Origin of the sequence: Ancylobacter moscoviensis (assembly GCF_007559435.1) — a bacterium.
In the GTDB taxonomy this organism is placed as follows: Bacteria; Pseudomonadota; Alphaproteobacteria; order Rhizobiales; family Xanthobacteraceae; genus Ancylobacter; species Ancylobacter moscoviensis.
Window position 1 is genome coordinate 324,259 of record NZ_VMBP01000004.1, and the last position, 19,423, is coordinate 343,681.

At 67.7% G+C, this 19,423-nt stretch carries 18 protein-coding genes; 8 read left to right on the forward strand and 10 right to left on the reverse strand.

Annotated elements, in window-relative coordinates:
- Positions 1–43: 43 nt before the first annotated feature.
- From FO470_RS13955 to glyA, 4 genes are read right to left on the reverse strand one after another with little or no spacing between them, the layout of a single operon-like run.
- On the reverse strand, positions 44–634 hold the full coding sequence (locus FO470_RS13955) for a riboflavin synthase (RefSeq protein ID WP_144343569.1): 591 nt from the start codon (positions 632–634) through the stop codon (positions 44–46).
- Positions 634–1,746 carry a bifunctional diaminohydroxyphosphoribosylaminopyrimidine deaminase/5-amino-6-(5-phosphoribosylamino)uracil reductase RibD gene (gene ribD, locus FO470_RS13960; RefSeq protein WP_144343570.1) on the reverse strand — a complete coding sequence of 371 codons (1,113 nt, stop codon included), beginning with the start codon at positions 1,744–1,746 and terminating at the stop codon, positions 634–636. Before ribD ends, FO470_RS13955 begins: the two co-directional genes overlap by 1 nt.
- Positions 1,747–1,788: 42 nt before the next feature.
- Positions 1,789–2,313: a transcriptional regulator NrdR gene (gene nrdR, locus FO470_RS13965; protein ID WP_144343571.1), complete on the reverse strand. Its 525-nt coding sequence runs from the start codon at positions 2,311–2,313 to the stop codon at positions 1,789–1,791.
- Positions 2,314–2,321: 8 nt separating this feature from the next.
- The gene (gene glyA / locus FO470_RS13970) at positions 2,322–3,629 is read right to left on the reverse strand and encodes a serine hydroxymethyltransferase (RefSeq protein ID WP_144343572.1); all 1,308 of its coding nucleotides are present in this window, start codon (positions 3,627–3,629) and stop codon (positions 2,322–2,324) included.
- 245 nt (positions 3,630–3,874) lie between these two features.
- Between glyA and FO470_RS13975 the strand changes: the two genes are divergently transcribed.
- Positions 3,875–4,903, forward strand: a complete 1,029-nt coding sequence (locus FO470_RS13975) for a histone deacetylase family protein (RefSeq protein WP_144343573.1) — start codon at positions 3,875–3,877, stop codon at positions 4,901–4,903.
- Between the two features lie 7 nt (positions 4,904–4,910).
- On the opposite strand, the gene FO470_RS13980 is transcribed toward FO470_RS13975, so the two are convergent.
- The 4 genes from FO470_RS13980 to FO470_RS13995 form a co-directional block, all read right to left on the reverse strand.
- Entirely contained in the window at positions 4,911–6,056 is a 1,146-nt protein-coding gene (locus FO470_RS13980; RefSeq protein ID WP_144343574.1) for a GGDEF domain-containing protein, read from the reverse strand.
- Between the two features lie 99 nt (positions 6,057–6,155).
- Positions 6,156–6,692, reverse strand: coding sequence for a transcriptional regulator LdtR (gene ldtR / locus FO470_RS13985; RefSeq protein WP_244616880.1), 537 nt, complete (start codon positions 6,690–6,692; stop codon positions 6,156–6,158).
- A gap of 134 nt (positions 6,693–6,826) precedes the next feature.
- Positions 6,827–7,258 carry a DUF6163 family protein gene (locus FO470_RS13990; protein WP_144343575.1) on the reverse strand — a complete coding sequence of 144 codons (432 nt, stop codon included), beginning with the start codon at positions 7,256–7,258 and terminating at the stop codon, positions 6,827–6,829.
- 25 nt (positions 7,259–7,283) lie between these two features.
- Positions 7,284–8,345 (reverse strand): enoyl-CoA hydratase/isomerase family protein, encoded by a 1,062-nt coding sequence (locus FO470_RS13995; protein ID WP_144343576.1) that lies wholly within the window; start codon positions 8,343–8,345, stop codon positions 7,284–7,286.
- Between the two features lie 236 nt (positions 8,346–8,581).
- Between FO470_RS13995 and hemB the strand changes: the two genes are divergently transcribed.
- The 6 genes from hemB (at position 8,582) to FO470_RS14025 (ending at position 15,764) form a co-directional block, all read left to right on the forward strand.
- Complete coding sequence (gene hemB, locus FO470_RS14000) at positions 8,582–9,643, forward strand: porphobilinogen synthase (RefSeq protein WP_144343577.1); 1,062 nt, start codon at positions 8,582–8,584, stop codon at positions 9,641–9,643.
- Positions 9,644–9,662: 19 nt separating this feature from the next.
- Positions 9,663–10,973, forward strand: coding sequence for a branched-chain amino acid ABC transporter permease (locus tag FO470_RS14005; RefSeq protein WP_144343578.1), 1,311 nt, complete (start codon positions 9,663–9,665; stop codon positions 10,971–10,973).
- Between the two features lie 8 nt (positions 10,974–10,981).
- Positions 10,982–12,208 (forward strand): threonine ammonia-lyase, encoded by a 1,227-nt coding sequence (locus FO470_RS14010; RefSeq protein ID WP_144343579.1) that lies wholly within the window; start codon positions 10,982–10,984, stop codon positions 12,206–12,208.
- An 82-nt stretch (positions 12,209–12,290) separates the two neighbouring features.
- Positions 12,291–12,806 carry an RDD family protein gene (locus tag FO470_RS14015; RefSeq protein ID WP_144343580.1) on the forward strand — a complete coding sequence of 172 codons (516 nt, stop codon included), beginning with the start codon at positions 12,291–12,293 and terminating at the stop codon, positions 12,804–12,806.
- An 86-nt stretch (positions 12,807–12,892) separates the two neighbouring features.
- Entirely contained in the window at positions 12,893–13,642 is a 750-nt protein-coding gene (locus FO470_RS14020; RefSeq protein WP_144343581.1) for an arginyltransferase, read from the forward strand.
- Positions 13,643–13,748: 106 nt separating this feature from the next.
- Positions 13,749–15,764: a PhoX family protein gene (locus tag FO470_RS14025; RefSeq protein ID WP_144343582.1), complete on the forward strand. Its 2,016-nt coding sequence runs from the start codon at positions 13,749–13,751 to the stop codon at positions 15,762–15,764.
- A 120-nt stretch (positions 15,765–15,884) separates the two neighbouring features.
- Here FO470_RS14025 and parC read toward each other — a convergent pair whose 3' ends face one another.
- The gene (gene parC, locus FO470_RS14030; protein ID WP_144343583.1) at positions 15,885–18,119 is read right to left on the reverse strand and encodes a DNA topoisomerase IV subunit A; all 2,235 of its coding nucleotides are present in this window, start codon (positions 18,117–18,119) and stop codon (positions 15,885–15,887) included.
- Positions 18,120–18,390: 271 nt separating this feature from the next.
- On the opposite strand from parC, the gene FO470_RS14035 reads away from it, so the two are divergent.
- Positions 18,391–18,699: a hypothetical protein gene (locus FO470_RS14035; protein ID WP_144343584.1), complete on the forward strand. Its 309-nt coding sequence runs from the start codon at positions 18,391–18,393 to the stop codon at positions 18,697–18,699.
- Here the strand turns inward: FO470_RS14035 and recO are convergent.
- Complete coding sequence (gene recO, locus FO470_RS14040) at positions 18,692–19,423, reverse strand: DNA repair protein RecO (protein WP_144343585.1); 732 nt, start codon at positions 19,421–19,423, stop codon at positions 18,692–18,694. The two genes, FO470_RS14035 and recO, sit on opposite strands and share 8 nt — an antisense overlap.

Sequence of the window (19,423 nt, forward strand, 5' to 3'; positions counted from 1 at the left end):
AAGGAACCTCATGAACTCTGCTCGGGCCGACGACGTACAGCCGTCAACGGAACTCCGCAAGACGCGCAGCATAACGGGCCATCATGTCGACTTCGATATTGACAAGACCGCCCGCGCGGACGTCGCCCCATGTCGTATGGGTGAGCGTGTGGGGGATGAGAAGGCAGGAGAAGCGTGTGCCGTCGACATCGTTGACGGTAAGCGAGGTGCCGTCGAGCGTCACCGAGCCCTTCACGGCGATGAAGGGAGCCAGCGCTTCCGGCGCCTCGAAGGTGAAGCGGGTCGTCTCGCCGAGATCCTCGCGCTCGACGACGCGGGCGATGCCGTCGACATGTCCCTGCACGATGTGCCCGCCGAGCTCGTCGCCGATCTTCAGCGCGCGCTCGAGATTGAGCCGGCGGCCTTCGGTCCAGCCGCTCGCCGTGGTCACGGCCAGCGTCTCGGGTGCGGCCTCGACCTCGAAGGCATCGGGCTGCGTCGCCACCACGGTGAGGCACACGCCGGAGCAGGCGATGGAGGCGCCGAGCTCGATGGACGCGGTGTCGTAGCGGGTGGCGATGGTCAGCCGCCGCACGTCGTTGCGGGGCTCCACGGCGCGCAGGGTGCCGATGTCGGTGACGATGCCGGTGAACATTAACGACGCCTCATGATGCGCAGGCGATCCTCGCCATGCCGCTCGCTTTCACAGACCGTCAGATAGTCATCGAGGGCGGAAAGCGGCAGGCCCTCCAGCGCATCGAGCGCCTCGTCGCCAAGCCGTACCGGCGCCTCGAAGACGTTGGCCTCGTCGACCAGCCGCTCGCGCAGGAAGGCCGCCGCGATGCGTGGGCCAGCCTCCACCATGACACGGGTGATACCGCGCAGCGCCAGCAGCTTCAGCGTCTCGTTGAGGTCGAGCCCGCCATCGGGACGGCGGCGCACGCGCATCACTTCGATGCCCATCGCCACCAGCATGGCCTCGGGCGCGTCCGGCGCGTCCTCCGCCGCGACGACCCAGAGCGGGGCGACGGAGAGGCTGCGGGCGAGCGCGCTGGTCGGAGGCAGGCGGAGCGACGCATCGAGCACGATGCGGAGTGGCGAGCGGTCCTGCATGCCGGGCAGACGGCAGGTCAGCAAAGGATCGTCGGCGAGCACGGTGCCGATGCCGGTGAGCACGGCGTCATGCAGCGAGCGCATCATGTGCACCCGCCCGCGCGCCACCTCGCCCGTGATCGCCGCCGGGCGCCGGCCGGCCAGCCCGACCTTGCCGTCCGCCGACACGGCGAGCTTGAGCATGATGTGCGGCCGCCCCTCGGTGACGCGGCGGATGTGGCCGGCATGGGCGATGTGCGCCTCGGCCGCGCCGACGCCGACTTCCACCTCGATGCCCGCCTCGCGAAGAATGGAGAAGCCGCGCCCGGCGACGCGGAAATCCGGGTCCTCGATGGCCGCCACCACGCGGGATATTCCCGCCGCGCGCACCGCGTCGACACAGGGCGGCGTGCCGCCGTGATGGGAGCACGGTTCCAGCGTCACGTAGAGGGTTGCGCCGCGCGCGCCCTCCCCGGCCTGTTCCAGAGCCTGAGGCTCGGCGTGCGGGCGCCCGCCCTTCGCGGTCCAGCCGCGGCCGAGCACGACGGGGCCTTGCGGCGTCTCGCGCACGACGAGCGCGCCAACGGCGGGGTTCGGCCAGGTGTGGCCCATTTCCCGACGGCCGGCGCTCAGCGCGGCGGCCATCAGGGCTTCGTCATAAGAGGTCTTGGTCATGGCAGGAACATGCCGTCCCGGCAGGAGGCGTGGGGAGCGGCATCAATCATCGAGCCCTGCACCGCCGGCGCGGCGGACGGGCCTCAGATCGTCATCATCGGAGAGGCCATCGGAAGGCCGGGTCTCGAGCTCGCCGAGAACGGCCTCGAAATCCTTGGCCTCGCGGAAATTGCGATAGACCGAGGCGAAGCGGACATAGGCGATGTCGTCGAGCTGCTTGAGGCTTTCCATCACCCGCTCGCCGATCATCTCGGAGGTGATCTCGCTCTCGCCCATGCTTTCCAGCCGCCGGACGAGGCCGGAGACGAGGCGCTCGACCCGCTCGGGATCGACGGGGCGCTTGCGCAGCGCCACCTCGATCGAGCGGGCGAGCTTGTCGCGGTCGAAGGGAACGCGGCGGCCGGAGCGCTTGAGGACGGTCAGCTCACGCAGCTGCACGCGCTCGAAGGTGGTGAAGCGGCCGCCGCAATCCGGGCAGATGCGGCGGCGGCGTATGGCGGCGCTGTCCTCGGTGGGACGGGAGTCCTTGACCTGGGTGTCGAGGCTTCCGCAGTAGGGACAGCGCATCGTGGGCCTCAGCTATAGATCGGGAAGCGGGCGAGAAGCTCGGCGACCTTGCCGCGCACCGCCGCTTCGACGAGGCTATCCTCGTCCGTGCCCTTCTGCGAGAGCACGTCGAGAACTTCCGCGATCATATCGCCGATCTGCTGGAATTCCGCGACACCGAAGCCGCGGGTGGTGCCTGCCGGCGTACCGAGGCGCACGCCCGACGTCACCATCGGCTTCTCGGGATCGAACGGGATGCCGTTCTTGTTGCAGGTGATGTGGGCCCGGCCGAGCGCGATCTCGGAGACCTTGCCGGTCAGCTTCTTCGGCCGCAGGTCGACCAGCATCAGGTGCGTGTCGGTGCCGCCCGAGACGATCTCGAAGCCGTGGCCCTTGAGATTTTCCGCAAGCGCCTTCGCGTTTTCGACGACGTTCTTCGCGTAGACCTTGAACTCCGGCTGCAACGCCTCGCCGAAGGCCACGGCCTTCGCCGCGATGACGTGCATCAGCGGGCCACCCTGGATGCCGGGGAAGATGGCGGAGTTGAACTTCTTCGCCAGATCCTCGTCATTGGTCAGGATCATACCACCGCGCGGGCCGCGCAGGGTCTTGTGGGTCGTGGTGGTGGTCACATGCGCATGCGGTACCGGATTGGGGTGCGCGCCGCCCGCGACGAGGCCGGCGAAGTGCGCCATGTCGACCATCAGATACGCACCGACCGAATCGGCGATGGCGCGCATCTTCGCGAAGTCGATGTGACGCGGATAGGCCGAGCCGCCTGCGACGATCACCTTCGGCTTGTGCTCGTCGGCGAGCTTGGCGACCTCTTCATAGTCGATGCGCTGGTCGTCGCGGCGCACGCTGTAGGGCACCGGCTTGAACCACTTGCCCGACAGGCTCACCGGCGCACCGTGGGTCAGATGACCGCCGGCGGCGAGGTTGAGGCCGAGGAAGGTGTCGCCCGGCTGCATGAGGGCGAAGAACACGGCGGTGTTCGCCTGCGCCCCCGAATGGGGCTGCACATTGGCGAAACCGGCGCCGAAGAGCTTCTTGGCGCGGTCGATGGCGAGCTGCTCGGCCACGTCCACGAACTGGCAGCCACCGTAGTAGCGACGACCCGGATAGCCCTCGGCGTACTTGTTCGTCAGCACCGAACCCTGCGCCTCGAGAACGGCGCGCGAGACGATGTTCTCCGAAGCGATCAGCTCGATCTCGTCGCGCTGGCGACCGAGTTCGGCGGTGATCGCGCCGGCGAGCTCCGGATCGGTCTCGGCAAGCGACGCCGAGAAGAAGCGGCTGATGGTGTTGCTGGAAGAAGCGTGAGCTTCGGACGACATAGACCGGCCTCCCTGGGCGGTGGCGATGCCTCCCGGCCGACCTCGTGCCGGCCGCGAAATCGAGGCGGGTCGCTTAGCACAGCACCCGGAACGTTTCAAAGCACGCCTGCCGCAGAGGCGCCTTGCATCCACGCGGCAGCTCGCGCCGAACCGTGCGACACGGGGTGGCCAGCGGATGGCATTCCCCACTGGCGTTGCTTATCGTTGGGCTCCCGGCCCCGCGACTGTTTCCGGACGCTTTGACCATGAAGATCATCCATTCGCCGCGACATCTCGGCCATGCCGGCCATGTCGAACTCACGCACGGCCAGATCGTGCCGGCCTTCGAGAAGCCCGAGCGAGTCGCGATGATCATGAAGGCGCTCGGCGAGCGCCGGCTCGGGCTGTTCGTCGAGCCGACCGCGCACGGCCTCGACCCGGTTCGACGGGTGCACGACGCGGCCTATGTGCGTTTTCTTGCCACGGCGTGGGAGTTGTGGACCGCGAGCGGGCGCGACAATCCGGCGCTGCCGAGCTTCTGGCGGGCGCCCGGCATGCGCGACATCGAGCCGGACTACGTCGACGGCAAGTTCGGCTTCTTCTCCTTCGACGGCGGCTGCTGCATCGTTCCGGGCACTTGGGACGCCGTGCAGGCCGGCGCCGACCTCGCGCTCACCGGCGCCGATCTGATCTCGGCCGGCGAGCGGATGGCCTTCGCCCTCTGCCGCCCGCCCGGCCATCACGCCCAGCAGGCGACGATGGGCGGCTACTGCTTCGTCAACAATGCCGCCGTCGCGGCGCAGGGCCTGCGCGACCGGGGCGCTGCGCGGGTGGCCGTCCTCGACGTGGACTATCACCACGGCAACGGCACGCAGTCGATCTTCTACGACCGCGCCGACGTGCTCGTGTGCAACATCCACTCCGATCCGCGACAGGCCTATCCGTACTTCCTGGGCTATGTGGACGAAATCGGCGCCGGCGCCGGCGAGGGTTTCAACGCCAATTATCCGCTTCCCAAAGGCACCGACTATGCGGCGTGGAGCGTGGCGCTGGAAGCGGCCTGCGCACGCATCGAAGCCCATGCGCCGGACGCGCTGGTCGTCTCGCTGGGCGTCGACACCTTCAAGGGCGATCCGATCTCGGCCTTCCAGCTCGACAGCCCGGATTATCTCAGGATCGGCGCGCGGATCGCCCGGCTTGGAAAGCCGACGCTGTTCGTGATGGAGGGCGGCTATGCCGTCGATGCCATCGGCACCAATGTGGCCAATACGCTGGAAGGCTTCCTGCAAGGTTGAACCGGGCTCAGCCCTCGACCCGGTTCCGCCCGCCGCGCTTGGCGCGATAGAGCATCTCGTCCGCGCGCTCCATCACCTCGTCCAGCGGCTCGTTGGGCCCCGCCTCCGCCACGCCGAAGCTGGCGGTAAGCGTCGCACCGGCAAGGGCACCGATGTGCAGCTCCGCAATCCGCGCCCGCAGCCTCTCGGCCAGCAGGCGCGCGTCCTCATGGCCGCTTTGGGGAAGCAGGATCACGAATTCCTCGCCGCCGATGCGGCCCGCAATGTCCTCGCGCCGCAGTTCCTCGGCGATCAGCCGGCCGACGGCGCGGATCACCTCGTCACCGGCGGCGTGGCCGTGGCCGTCATTGATCGATTTGAAGCGGTCGATATCGCAGAAGATCACGCTCGCAGGTGCCCCGTGCAGACGCACGAGGCGCCGGTCGGCCTCCTCCTCGAAGCCCCGGCGGTTGAGCAGGGGCGTGAGGCTGTCGCCGTTCCGCTCCCGCCGCAGGTCGTCGAAAATGTCCAGCGCCACGGCCAGCAGGAAGGTGAGGCAGAGCAGCAGCGCCAGGATGACCAGCGCGAAACCGAGCGCCGAATAGAACAGCGAGCGGCCGAAATTCTCCGGCGTGATCAGGCCCGCCGGCACGTCGACCCGCATCGTCATCACCGTGCGCGGCAGGAAATGCAGCCCGGTGAGCAGCACGACCCAGAACAGCACCCGGTCGATGGGCTTCCAGACCGGCGCCGCGAGAAGACGCAGCGCGGCGAAGCACAGCATCGCCCCCGCGCCGAGATTCTGCACGTAGATGCGGGTGGAGAGGCTGTCGTCGACGTAGAAGAAATAGGCGACCAGCGACAGGATGACCGCCGAGATGCCGAGGAGCCAGCGGCGGTTTCCGACCACGCCGACGCGCGTCAGCATGGCATCGACGAACAGGCTGAGGGCGAGCTGGTAGAGCACCGCCGACGTCATCGTATTGAGGCCGATCCGGGGCATGGCCGGGATCGTCATCTGGGCCGTGACCGCGAGCGCATACGACGCCGACGCACCGGCCATCATGAGGATGTACGGCCGATTGCGCTGGTTGAGCCAGAGCACGACGAACACCGTCGCGAAGACGAGGCCGATGGCCGGGTTCAGCAGGATGAATAGACGCAGCGGAGTCACGATCGCGGCTCTGATGGACAGCGGGAGCGCCCTGCATGCCGCTGTATCAGATTGCTGCGCCGCAGACGAACGCCGAGTCGTGCCGCAGGCGAGGCAGCGCTAGAGGCGGTACAGGATCTGGTCGGTCCAGAAGCGCTCCAGCCGGTTCAGCGCCTTGTTGAGCATCTGGAACTCGCCCGGGCCGATGCCGCCGATCTGTTCGATCGTGGCGATGTGCTTGAGATGCAGCCCCTCGACCACGGCGCGCACTTCCTCGCCCTTCTCGGTGAGCTTGATGCGCACGGCGCGGCGATCGATGCGCGAGCGGCGGTGATCGAGATAGCCCATCTCGACCAGCTTCTTGAGATTGTAGGAGACGTTGGCGCCGAGATAGTAGCCGCGCGTGCGCAACTCGCCGGCCGTGAGCTCGGAATCGCCGATGTTGAACAGCAACAGCGCCTGCACCGCGTTCACGTCGTCGCGGCCGCGCCGGTCGAACTCGTCCTTCACCACGTCGAGCAGGCGCCGGTGCAGCCGCTCGACCAGCGTGACGGCCTCGCGATAGAGCGGGCGCAGTTCGTCCCGCCGGACGTCGTCCGCGCGGGTTTCCTCGGCATCGGTGAACGGAACGACGTTGGCCGCCTGACCTGCTCGCATCATCACACCCCGGTGTCTTTCTGGGGATTGGCTCCCTCTGATCAAGAACCGGAGTGTGGGATCGCGCCGCTAAGATCGGTTTAAGCGAAAGGCTGAATCCTTCGTCACCGCAATGCGTTAACGAAAGGTTGCCGTCAGCCCTCGCTCTCGCGCGTCGCCTTGTAGGTGAGGAAGGCATAGGCCGCGACCAGCACTGTCTCCAGCGCGGCGACGAACATCAGCCGGCCGACGCCTTCCGGCGCGGAGGCGTTGATGAGGATCTGCACCATCGCCGTCACCAGCCAGAGCACGACGCCCCACGACGCGCCGAGCCAGAGCCCGACCGCCGCGACGGGATTCATGATCGCCGCCCAGATGACCGCCGACTGCGCCGCCAGCGAGAGCATCTCGAAGCGGCTGGTATCGCCATCCCATACGCCGCAGATCAGCGTCCAGCTATAGACGGTCTTCAGCATGAGGAAGCCCGCCAGCCCGCGCAGATAGACAAGCACGCGCCATTGCCAGGGCGGCATCTGCGCGCCGGCGGGGCCAAGCGTGGCGTCGATGGGGTCGTAGGGCGAACTCATGCCGCTTCCATACTCCAAAACGCGCTCAGGCAAGCAGCAAATCGTCGGGAAGCGGCGCGTCGAACATGGCGGCGATGGCGGCCGGATCGACATCCTCCAGCCGGGAGGGGCGCCAGACCGGCTTCTGGTCCTTGTCGATCAGCAGGGCACGTACGCCCTCGTAGAAGTCGTGCTGGTCGAGCAGATGGGTGACGAGCCGGAACTCCAGCTTGAAGCAGCCGGCAAGGTCGGTGCCGGGGCCGCGCTGCATCTGCTGGAAGGCGATGTGCACGCTGGTGGGCGAGGCGCGGCGAAGGGTGTCGCGCTGGGCGCGTGCGAATTCGGCGACCGGCCCCTCGCCCTCCCCGACCTTCTCCAGCGCGATCAGGATCGCCTCCACCGAGCCGCCCGCGAAGATGCGGTCGATGTGCGGGTAGAGCGCCTGCAGGGCCGGAGGCGGCGGGGCGACGGCGAAGCGGGACAGCGTGCCGTCCATCGCCTCGCCCGCCGCGAGGGCCTCGACAAGCTCCGGCCAGCGGGCGGTCGGGATGTGGTGGGTATAAAGACCGAGCGCCATGGCATCGGGCATGCCGATGCGCGCGCCGGTCATCGCGAGCCAGGTACCGCTCCAGCCGGGAAGGCGCGGCAGCACGAAGGTGCCGCCGACATCCGGGAACAGGCCGATGGCGACTTCCGGCATGGCGAAGCCGAGATTCTCGCCGGCGACGCGGTAGCGCCCATGGCCGGACATGCCGAAGCCGCCGCCGAAGCACAAACCGTCGACCAGCGAGACGAAGGGCTTGGGATAGCGGGCGATGAGGTAATCGAGCCTGTACTCATCCCGCCAGTAGTCGCGCGCCTCCTCCTTGCGTCCGGCGCGGCCGAGGGACGCCATCGCCCGCACGTCGCCGCCGACACAGAAGGCGCGGTCATGCGCCGAGCGCAGCACCACATGGGCGACCCGATCGTCGCCGGTCCACGCATCAAGCTGGGCGAGCATGGCGCGCGCCATGGGATGGTCGAGCGCGTTCAGCGCCCGAGGGCGGTCGAGCGTGATGATGCCGGCCGCGCCGCGCACCTCGAACCTGATACCGATATCTGTCGTCACGTCGCCGGCCTCGCTTCGGTTTCCGCATCGCCACTTAAGCCGTTCGGCACGCCGGGAAAAGCCGGCCGTCCGGCTAAGAGGTAACGGGGCGCGTCAACATGCCCTGCGACGTGTTGACGGGCTTATACGCAATCGCCCGGCTGAACAGGTCGCGCTTCGTCTCATATGAAGCTATAAGCATTCGAAACTGCCGCTTCGAGGTCCGAGCGACCCAACCAGCCTTTGCGAGCATGTCCATGACCATTCCCTTCGCCCGTCCGCGCCCTGTCTATCCCGAGCCCGCCGGCCGGCCGGACGTGTCGTCGAAGCTCGATCTGGTGCAGCGCCCCCGGCGCAACCGGAAGTCGGAATGGGCGCGCCAGCTCATGCGGGAGAACACGCTCACCGTCGCGGATCTGATCTGGCCGATCTTCGTGATGGACGGCGATGGCGAGCGCACCCCGGTCGGCTCGATGCCGGGCGTGGAGCGACTCACCGTGGACGAGGCGGTGCGCGAGGCGGAGCGGGCCGCGAATCTCGGCATTCCCGCCCTCGCTCTCTTCCCCTACACCGATCCGACTCTGCGGACGGTCGACGGACGCGAGGCGCTCAACCGCGACAACCTTGTCTGCCGGGCCCTGCGCGCCATCAAGTCCGCCGTGCCGCAGATCGGCCTCATCACCGACGTCGCGCTCGATCCCTATACGAGCCACGGCCATGACGGGCTGCTCGACGCGGACGGACGCATCCTCAACGACGAGACGGTCGCCGTGCTGGTCGAGCAGGCGCTGGTGCAGGCCGATGCCGGCGCCGATGTGATCGCGCCCTCCGACATGATGGACGGGCGGGTCGGCGCCATCCGCCGGGCGCTCGACGCCACCGGCCATCTCGACGCGCAGATCCTCGCCTACAGCGCGAAATACGCTTCCGCCTTCTACGGCCCCTTCCGCGACGCGGTCGGCTCGTCCGGCTGCCTCAAGGGCGACAAGCGCACCTACCAGATGGACCCCGCCAACGGCGTCGAGGCGCTTCGCGAAGCCGCGCTCGACATCGAGGAAGGCGCGGACATGCTGATGGTGAAGCCCGGCCTGCCCTATCTCGACATCGTCTACCGGCTGAAGGAGAGCTTCGGCCTGCCGACCTTCGCCTATCAGGTGTCTGGCGAATACGCGATGATCGAAGCGGCCGCGCGCAATGGCTGGCTCGACGGCGAAAAGGCGATGATGGAGAGCCTGATGGCCTTCAAGCGGGCCGGCGCCGACGGTGTGCTGACCTATTTCGCGCCCCGCGTCGCCGAGAAGCTCGCCCGCGAGGCCTGAGCGCCTCGCGGCACCCGCCATGCCGGTTCCCATCGCCCGAACCGGCTCCGTTGCTCGTCTCGCGCTTTTCCTCGGCCTGCTGCTCCTGCCGGGCTGCGGCTCCGTCATCGACGCCGATCAGGCGCGCATCTGCCGCGCGGTCGCGCCGCTGTTGCACGACGAGGAGACCACGATCGCCGAGAGCTCGCTCAATCCGGTGGCCGGCTCCGCCACGGGGCTCCGGTTGAGCTATCGGGCGCGAGGCCCGCTGGGCAGCGGTCCGCACTGGCTGATCTGCAGCTTCGCGTCGCAGACCGGGGCCGGGCGGTTCGATCTCGTGGCTGTCGATACCGACCGCGGCCCGGTGGGGGGCATCAAGCTCCACATCCTCAAGCGCTGGGGCCTTTCGGATGTCGCTGAGGCCAGCCGCCCTGCCCTGTTCGCCCTCGGCAAGCGTGAGGCCTACTGGCTCCAGCAAGCTCTGGGCGGCGTCCTGATGGCCAGCGTCTACGGGCTCATCGCTACGGGATTTGCGCTGGTCCACGGCCTCTACGGACGCATCAACCTCGCTTTTGGCGAAATCGCCATCGGGGTGGCGGGCGTCCACGCCCGGCTCGGCCCGGGAACGCTGGCCCTTGCGCTCGTCTTCGGCGTGGCGGCGGCCGCGTTGCTGAGCTGGATCGTCGGGCGGGCGGTATTCGTGCCCATCGCGAGGCGAACGAGCTCCCCGCAGCCGGTGCTGATCGCCACCATCGCCGTCGCCATCACGCTGTCGGAGGCTTTCCGCATCACTTCCGGCAGCCGCGAGAACTGGCTGCCGGCCCTGCTCAACCGGCCGATCTACATCGCCGGGCAGGACGGTTTTGTCGCCACGGCGACGCCGGCACAGTTCCTCGCCACAGGGCTCGCGCTGACGGGCGTGTCAACGCTGCTCGGCCTCATCGCCTTCTCGCCCTATGGGCGCAACTGGCGCGCCTACGCGCAGGACCCGCTCATGACGGCGCTGCTCGGCGTGCGGGTGCCGCTTCTGGTCGGCACCACTTTCGCGCTCGCCGGCGCCTGCGCCGGGCTGGCAGGCGCGGCGATGGTGATCGCCTACGGTACGATTTCGCCCGGCGATGGACTGGCGATTACGCTCAAAGCCTTGATTTCGGCAATTATTGGCGGCATTGGCTCGGTGCCGGGCGCTTTTCTCGGCGCCGCCCTTGTCGCCGGCGTCGAAATCGTGTGGTCCTCGGCCTTCGACATCGCGTATCGCGACGTGGTGATCTATTCCCTCCTGGCGGCTTTCCTCCTGTTGCGGCCGGGTGGGCTCCTCAATCGTGCGGCAGCTTCGCCGCGAGAATTCTGAGTGGTTCGATGACTTTGCCCGTCTCTCCCGCCGACGTCGCCACCGCACGCAAGGTGCTGGACGGCGCGGTGCTGCGCACGCCCACGCTGCCGGCGCCGCGCCTTTCGGCGATTACGGGCGCCCATGTCTTCGTCAAATACGAAAACCTCCAGGTCACGGCGAGCTTCAAGGAGCGAGGCGCGCTGGTGAAGCTCTCCAGCCTGACCCCGGAGGAGCGGGCCGCCGGCGTCGTCGCCATGTCGGCCGGCAACCATGCCCAGGCGGTCGCCTATCACGCGGCCCGGCTCGGCATCCGCGCCACCATCGTCATGCCCAAGCACACGCCGATCGTGAAGGTCGCCGCGACCGAGGCGCACGGCGCCCGCGTGGTGCTGCACGGCGAGTCGGTGGGCGACGCCAGCGAGGAAGCCGACCGCATCGCCCGCGAGGAAAACCTTGTCTGGGTCCACCCTTATGACGACGCCCATGTCATCGCCGGCCAGGGTTCCATCGCCGCCGAAATGCTGGAGGACGCCCCCGATCTCGACGCGCTGCTGGTGCCGGTCGGCGGCGGCGGGCTCATCTCGGGCATGGCGGTCGCCGCCCGCCATCTGCGGCCGGACATCGAGATCGTCGGCGTCGAGACGCGCCTCTACCCGTCGATGTGGAACGCGCTGCATCAACAGGGCCTGCCCTGCGAGGGCGCGACGCTGGCGGAAGGCATCGCGGTGAAGCAGGCGGGTACGCTGACCCGCGAGATCGTCTCCGCCCTCGTCTCCGACGTGGTGCTGGTGAGCGAGCCGACCATCGAGCGGGCGGTCAACCTGTTCCTGACCCAGCAGAAGACGTTGGCCGAGGGCGCCGGCGCGGCGGGCCTCGCGGCGCTGCTCGCCGAGCCCGACCGCTATCGCGGACGCAAGGTCGGCCTAGTGGTCTCGGGTGGCAACATTGACCCGCGCATCGTCGCCTCGATCATGATGCGCGAGCTGGAGCGCGAGGAACGCATCGTCTCCTTCCGCTTTTCCATGCTCGACCGCCCCGGCGAACTCGGCATCATCGCCAGCCTGCTCGGCAGCCTCGGAGCCAACATTCTCGAGGTCGAGCACAAGCGCCACTTCCTCGACGTCCACGCCAAGGGCGCCCGTCTCGACGTGACGGTCGAAACCCGCGATCGCACCCATGCCGACGCGGTCTACCGGGCGCTGATCGAGAACGGCATGGATGTCGAGCGCATCGACTGGCGCAGCGGCAACTGACGTCCCGATGGCCGTCGTGGAGCGCGGCGGGGCTTGTTCCCGCCACGCTCCACCACCACCTGAGGCTCGCAAGGAGACCGGCATGTCCGACGCGCAGTATTATGGCGAGCCCAAGCCCTACGCCTTCAGTCCGGTGTCCGAGCCGGAGTACTTCGAGGGCGTGCTGTTCCGCCGCTTCGTGGCCTTCCTGATCGATGCGCTGATCATCTGCGTGCCGATCGGGCTGGCGGCGCTGCTGATCTTCGTCCTTGGCTTCGTCACCTTCGGCGTGGGCTGGTTCCTGTTCGGCCTGCTGAGTCCCGGTTTCGTGGTGTGGGGGCTGGTCTATACCGGCCTCACTCTCGGCGGCCCGCACTCGGCGACGATCGGCATGCGCACCATGGGCATCGAGATGCGGCTCTGGTACGGCGCGCCGATGTATCCGCTGCTCGCCGTGGTCAGCGTCGTGCTGTTCTGGGTGTCGACGAGCGTGCTGACGCCGCTGGTCGCCATCGTCGGCCTGTTCAACAGCCGTCGCCGGCTGCTCCACGACCTGATCATCGGCACCGTCGTCACCAACACCGAGGAGCGGGCGGCATCCCTGCGCCGCTACCGCTGACACGAAAGCGCGAACGGGAACAAAAGGGGCTTTGACGTCCGGGCCGGCTCGCGCGATCCTTGGCGCAGCCGCTACGTGAAGCACCCGTGACAGAGCACCCGCGCGATACACCGCAGTTCTACCTCACCGCACCGTCGCCCTGCCCCTATCTGCCGGGGCGCTCGGAGCGAAAGGTCTTCACGCATCTCGTGGGCGAGCGGGCGACCCAGCTCAACGACGTGCTGACCCATGGTGGCTTCCGCCGCAGCCAGTCGATCGCCTATCGTCCCGCCTGCGAACAGTGCCGGGCCTGTGTCTCGGTTCGGGTATGCGTCGACGATTTCCACGAGACCCGCAGCTTCCGCCGCGTGCGGCAGGCTAATGAGGACCTCATAGGCGATATCCGCGCCGCCGTGCCGACGGCCGAGCAGTACTCGCTGTTCCGCGCCTATCTCGACAGCCGCCACAGCGATGGCGGCATGGCCGACATGACCGTGCTCGATTACGCGATGATGGTGGAGGACAGCCACGTCCGCACCCGTCTCATCGAATATCGCCGGCGGGGCCCGGCCACCGCCGTCAACGGGCGCGGCCAGGGGGCGCTCCACGCCGTGGCGCTGACCGACGTGCTCGCCGACGGATTGTCGATGGTCTACTCGTTCTACGATCCCGACGAGGCGGCGCGCTCGCTCGGCACCTTCATGATCCTCGACCATGTGACCAAGGCCAGAGCGATGGGCCTGCCCTATGTCTATCTCGGCTACTGGGTCGAGGGATCGGACAAGATGGACTACAAGCGTCGCTTCCTGCCGCAGGAACGGCTCGCCCCGGCCGGCTGGATACGCGCCGACGAATAGGCAGCGGCCGGCGATGGCATGGGGTGTCATGCCCCTGTGATCGGACGGGCCTAGCAAGTTGGAAGACCTCTAATCCAGAGATGTCCAGACTTGCCGGAGCCCTGCCATGACCGACGATACGCTCGATCCCGTCCCCGAGTCGCCGTTCCGCACCAGCCTGCTCGAAGAAGCGGAAGGTGACGGCAGCAACCCGACGGTCAACCCGACGATGGGCGAGCTGATCTCGATCCGCTTCTCGCGGCGTGGTCTGCTGAAAGGCTCGCTCGCCGTCTCCGCCATCGCCTCGACCGTCGGTCCGATGGCGCTTCTCTCCGCCGAGAAGGCCCGGGCGGCGAACAATTCCGCCAGCAGCGGCTCGGCGTTCAGCTTCGTCGAGGTGGAAGCCGGCGTCGACGAGACCCATCACGTCGCCGATGGTTATGACGCCGACGTGCTGCTGCGCTGGGGCGACGGGCTGTTTCCCGATTCGCCGGCCTTCGACCCGAAGAACCAGAGCGCCGAAGCCCAGCGTCGCCAGTTCGGCTACAACAACGACTATGTGGGCTTCATCCCGCTCGACGGCTCGTCCGAGCACGGGCTGCTGGTGGTGAACCACGAATACACCAACGAGCACCTGATGTTCCCCGGCATCGTCAGCGTCGCCGAGGGCAAGCTGAAGGTGGCGCCGGCCGATCTGAGCCGCGTCGACATCGAGATGGCGGCCCATGGCGGCACCATCGTCGAGATCCGCAAGGTCGACGGCAAGTGGCAGCCGGTGCGCGAGGGCAAGCTGAACCGTCGCATCACCTCCACCACGCCGATGCAGCTTTCGGGCCCCGTCGCCGGCCATGACCGCGTGAAGACCAAGGACGACCTGACCGGCAAGCAGGTGCTTGGCACGCTCAACAACTGCGCCGGTGGCGTGACGCCCTGGGGCACCTATGTGATGGCCGAGGAGAACTTCCACGGCTATTTCCTCGGCCAGCTGCCGGAAGGCCACCCCGAAGCCGCCAACTACAAGCGCTACGGCGTGCCGGAAGGCACCTATGAGTGGGGCAATTTCTACGACCGCTTCGACCTCTCGAAAGAGTCGAACGAGCCGAACCGCTTCGGCTGGATCGTCGAGGTGGACGTGAACGACCCCAATTCGGTGCCGAAGAAGCGCACCGCGCTCGGTCGTTTCAAGCATGAGGGCGCCGAGTCGATCGTGGCCAGGGATGGCCGCGTGGTCTTCTATCTCGGCGACGACGAGCGCTTCGACTACGTCTACAAGTTCGTCACATCAGGCACGTTCAACCCGAACGACCGCGCGGCGAACATGGACCTGCTCGATTCCGGGACGCTCTACGTCGCCAAGTTCGAGGCCGACGGCACGCTGAACTGGCTGCCGGTGGTCTTCGGCGAAGGTCCGCTGACCGCCGCCAACGGCTTCAACAGCCAGGCCGACGTGCTGATCGAGACCCGCCGCGCCGCCGACCTGCTCGGCGCCACCAAGATGGACCGTCCCGAGGACATCCAGCCGAATGGCGTGAACGGCAAGGTCTACGTCATGCTGACCAACAACACGAAGCGCAAGGACGAGCAAACCGACGCCGCCAACCCGCGCGCCAAGAACGCCTTCGGCCACATCATCGAGATCGCCGAGACCGATGGCGATTTCGCCGCGACCAAGGGCAAGTGGGAAGTGCTGCTGAAGTGCGGCGATCCTTCTGTCGCGGCGGTCGGCGCCTCCTTCTCCACCGACACCACCCGGAACGGCTGGTTCGGCATGCCGGACAACTGCGCGGTCGATTCCGCCGGCCGACTGTGGGTGGCGACGGACGGCAACAACCCGAAGGATACCGGTCGCACGGACGGGCTCTGGGCGGTCGACGTGGACGGCGAAGCGCGCGCCACCTCCAAGCTGTTCTTCCGCGTGCCGGTCGGCGCGGAGATGTGCGGCCCGCTGTTCACGCCGGACGACCGCACCGCCTTCGTCGCCGTCCAGCACCCGGGCGATGGCGGCACCGACTGGGCGCCGTTCGGGCGGCCCTCCTATTACGAGGACCTGTCGACCCGCTGGCCGGACTTCAAGAACGACATGCCGGTACGCCCGGCGGTCGTCGTGATCACCAAGAAGGACGGCGGCAAGATCGGCGTCTGACGGCGCCGGAAGCCGACCAGCCTGAAAGGATGCCGGTCGACCCGCATGGGCCGGCCGGGCGTTGCGTCCCCCGCCGGACCGAAGACAACCTGGCCGCCGGCCTTACGCCGGTGGCCTTTTTCATGCGAATTTGTTGTTGCGGGGGAAGCCCTTGGGCGGCAGGCGGCCGGCCCCGGCGCGCTCGCCGCGCCATTCGGTGAGATCCGTCACCGTCCAGGTGCGGCCGGAAGTGTCGGTCCAGGTCAGCCCGTCGGCCGCGGCGAACACCTTCACATCGCTCATCGCGCCGTCCTTGTAGCGCTGCAGCCGCACGCCGCGCCCGCGCGCCATCTCCGGGATCTGCGACAGCGGGAAGACGAGGAGCTTGCGGTTCTCGCCGATGACCGCGACGCTGTCGCCGACCGCCGGCACCACCGTGGCGGCGTCCTGCCCATCGACGCCGAGCACCTGCTTGCCCTTGCGGGTATTGGCGAGGCAATCGTCCTCGGCGACGACGAAGCCCCTGCCCTCCTTCGCCGCGACCAGCAGCTTGCGCCCGCCCTGATAGGGCAGCACGTCGACGATGTCGGCCTCCTGCTCGAGGTCGATCGACAGGCGCAGCGGCTCGCCATGGCCGCGCCCGCCCGGCAGCTTGGAGGCGTCGAGCGTGTAGAAGCGGCCGTTGGTGGCGAAGACCAGAAGCTTCGAGGTGGTCTCGGCGAAGAAGCTGATCTTCAGCTTGTCGTCGCCCTTGAAGGCCAGTGTCGAGAGATCCGCGACATGGCCCTTCAGCGCCCGCACCCAGCCCTTTTCCGACACCACGACCGTCACCGGCTCGCGCTCCACCAGCGCCTCGATCACCGCGTCGGCGTCATGGGCGGCTGCCTCGCCGAAGCCGGTGCGCCGGCGGCCGAGCGGGGTGTCGGGCGCGAACATCTTGCGGGTCTCGCCCAGCTCCCAGGCGACGGTCTTCCACTGCTTGGCCTCGGAGGCCAGCAGCTTCTCGATGCCGTCCTTCTCCTTGGTGAGGGCGTCGTGCTCCTTGCGGATCTCGAATTCCTCGAGCTTGCGCAGCGAGCGCAGGCGCATGTTGAGGATCGCCTCGGCCTGCACGTCGGTAAGCTCGAAACGCGCCATCAGCGCCGGCTTCGGCTCGTCCTCCTCGCGGATGATGCGGATCACCTCGTCGAGGTTGAGATAGGCGATGAGGTAGCCGCCCAGCACTTCCAGCCGGTGCTCGATCTGCGCCAGGCGATAGCGCGAACGGCGCAGCAGTACCTCGCGGCGATGGTCGACCCATTCGCGCAGGGCTTCCAGCAGGCTGACGACCTTCGGCACCTGCCCGCCGACCAGCACGTTCATGTTCAGCGGGAAGCGCGTTTCCAGCTCGGTGAGCCGAAACAGGCTTTCCATCAGTAGCTCGGCGTCGACATTTCTCGCGCGCGGTTCGAGCACCAGCCGCACATCCTCGGCGCTCTCGTCGCGCACGTCGGCGAGCAGCGGCAGCTTCTTCTCGTTGAGGAGGTCGGCGATCTTCTCGACGAGGCGCGACTTGGGCACGCCGTAGGGGATCTCGGTGACGACGACCACATAGGTGCCGCGCCCGGTCTCTTCCTTGTGCCAGCGCGCGCGCAGGCGGAAGCCGCCGCGGCCAGTGGCATAAGCATCCGCCATCGAGGCCGGTGACTCGATGATGACCCCGCCGGTCGGAAAGTCCGGCCCCTTCACGAATTTCAGCAGGTCGTCGGTGGTCGCCTGCGGGTTCTCGATGATGTGCAGGCTGGCGTCGATCAGCTCAGCCGCGTTGTGCGGCGGGATCGAGGTCGCCATGCCCACCGCGATGCCGGTGGAACCGTTGGCGAGCAGGTTCGGGAAGGCGCCGGGCATGACGACCGGCTCTTCGGTCGTGCCGTCATAGTTGGGGCGGAAGTCGACGGCGTCCTCATCGATACCGTCGAGGATGAGCCGGGCCACATCGGTCAGGCGGGCCTCGGTGTAACGCTCGGCGGCAGCGTTGTCGCCGTCGATGTTGCCGAAGTTCCCCTGCCCGTCGACCAGCGGATAGCGCTGGGAAAAATCCTGCGCGAGGCGGACCATAGCGTCGTAGATCGCCATGTTGCCGTGCGGGTGGAACGAGCCCATCACGTCGCCGACGATCTTCGCGCTCTTGCGGAAGCCGCCTCCCGGATCGAGGCGCAGGAGGCGCATGCCATAGAGGATGCGCCGGTGCACCGGCTTCAGCCCGTCACGAGCATCCGGCAGGGCGCGATGCATGATGGTCGAGAGCGCATAGGCAAGGTAACGCTCCTCGAGCGCCGCCTTCAGGCCGATCGGTTCGATCGTGCCGTCATCGGTCGGAATCGGTGGCTCTCCCATGTCCTCTGGCTACATCGAAGCGATGCCGGGAACAAGACGCGAACGCGCAAGGCGGCGCCGTTGTCCGCGCACGATTTGCATGGCGCCACATTTCAAAGCCCGATCCCAAAGGACAGCAGGAGCGCCAGAGGCGCGAATGAAAACCACGCTCCGCTTCCCTCGGCATTCGTTCGGCATGAAATGAAACAATTTCTAATTTGAAAATAGATTCTAGGCAGAGTGCCGGACTCACGCTAGGGTTGCTGCACGACTATTCGGGGGAACAGTCGCAGTGAGAAAGACGTCTGTCTTCGGACTGGCCGTCGCGCTTGCCGGATGGTCGATCCTTCCGGCAAGCGCCCAACGGCCGACCTATCAATATCTCGGCCTGCGCGAGCAGGTGATTCAGGAACTACGGGAGCCGCAGGTCTCCACCGGCTGGATGAACGTCTGCCGCGAACGCCCTGTCATCCGGCAGGACTGGCGGGGGCAGCCGGTCCAGGTCCAGGTTCCCATGTGCAACATGGTGTGGGTCGGCAAGCGCTACTTCCACAACGGGAACTATTATGCCGACCCGAATTTCATGACGCCGCTCAACTAGCGTCCAGCCGGTGCAATGCGGCGATCAGCGCCGCGCGGGAATCCGGCAGGGCCGTGCCACGCGGCTCAAACACGCGCCGGGCGAGGAAGTGGCCGGTCAGTTCCAGCGCCGCTTCGACATCGTGCCGCGACGGGGGCTCGGCGACCTCCCCGATGAGGAAATAGGGCAGTTCGAAGAGCTGCGTGCGCCACGGCTCGCCGGCATCGCGGCTGACCGCCCGCCCCGATTTCGGGGAGACATAGAGCAGGTCGTTGCGCCCGCCGGTTGCAGCGCAGCGGTCGAGATCGAGCCCGAAGCCGAGTTCCGACAGCATCATCAGTTCCAGCCGGGCGATCAGCATGCCGGTGAGGCGCGGTTCGTCGAGATGCTCGACCACGGCGACCAGCGTTTCATGCAGCCCGGGATGCGGGTCGCGCTCCGGCAGCATGCGCACGAGGCTGCCGACATGGCTCAGCGCGAAGGCGGAATGGGCATAAGCCATCAACCGCCCCGCACGCGGCGCGACGACTTCCAGAGCGAAGGTGCCGAGATGCTCGTCAAGCCGCGCCCGCCAGACGACCCGCACGCCGTTGCCGGGCTGCAGGGCGGCTGCCTGCCGGCGCGAGCTCCCCCCGCGTACGAGGCCGAGATGCCGCCCGTGCGCGGCCGTCATCAGCTCGACGATGGCATTGGCCTCGCCGTGACGGCGCAGGCCCAGAATGATGCCCTCGTCGGACCACTCCAT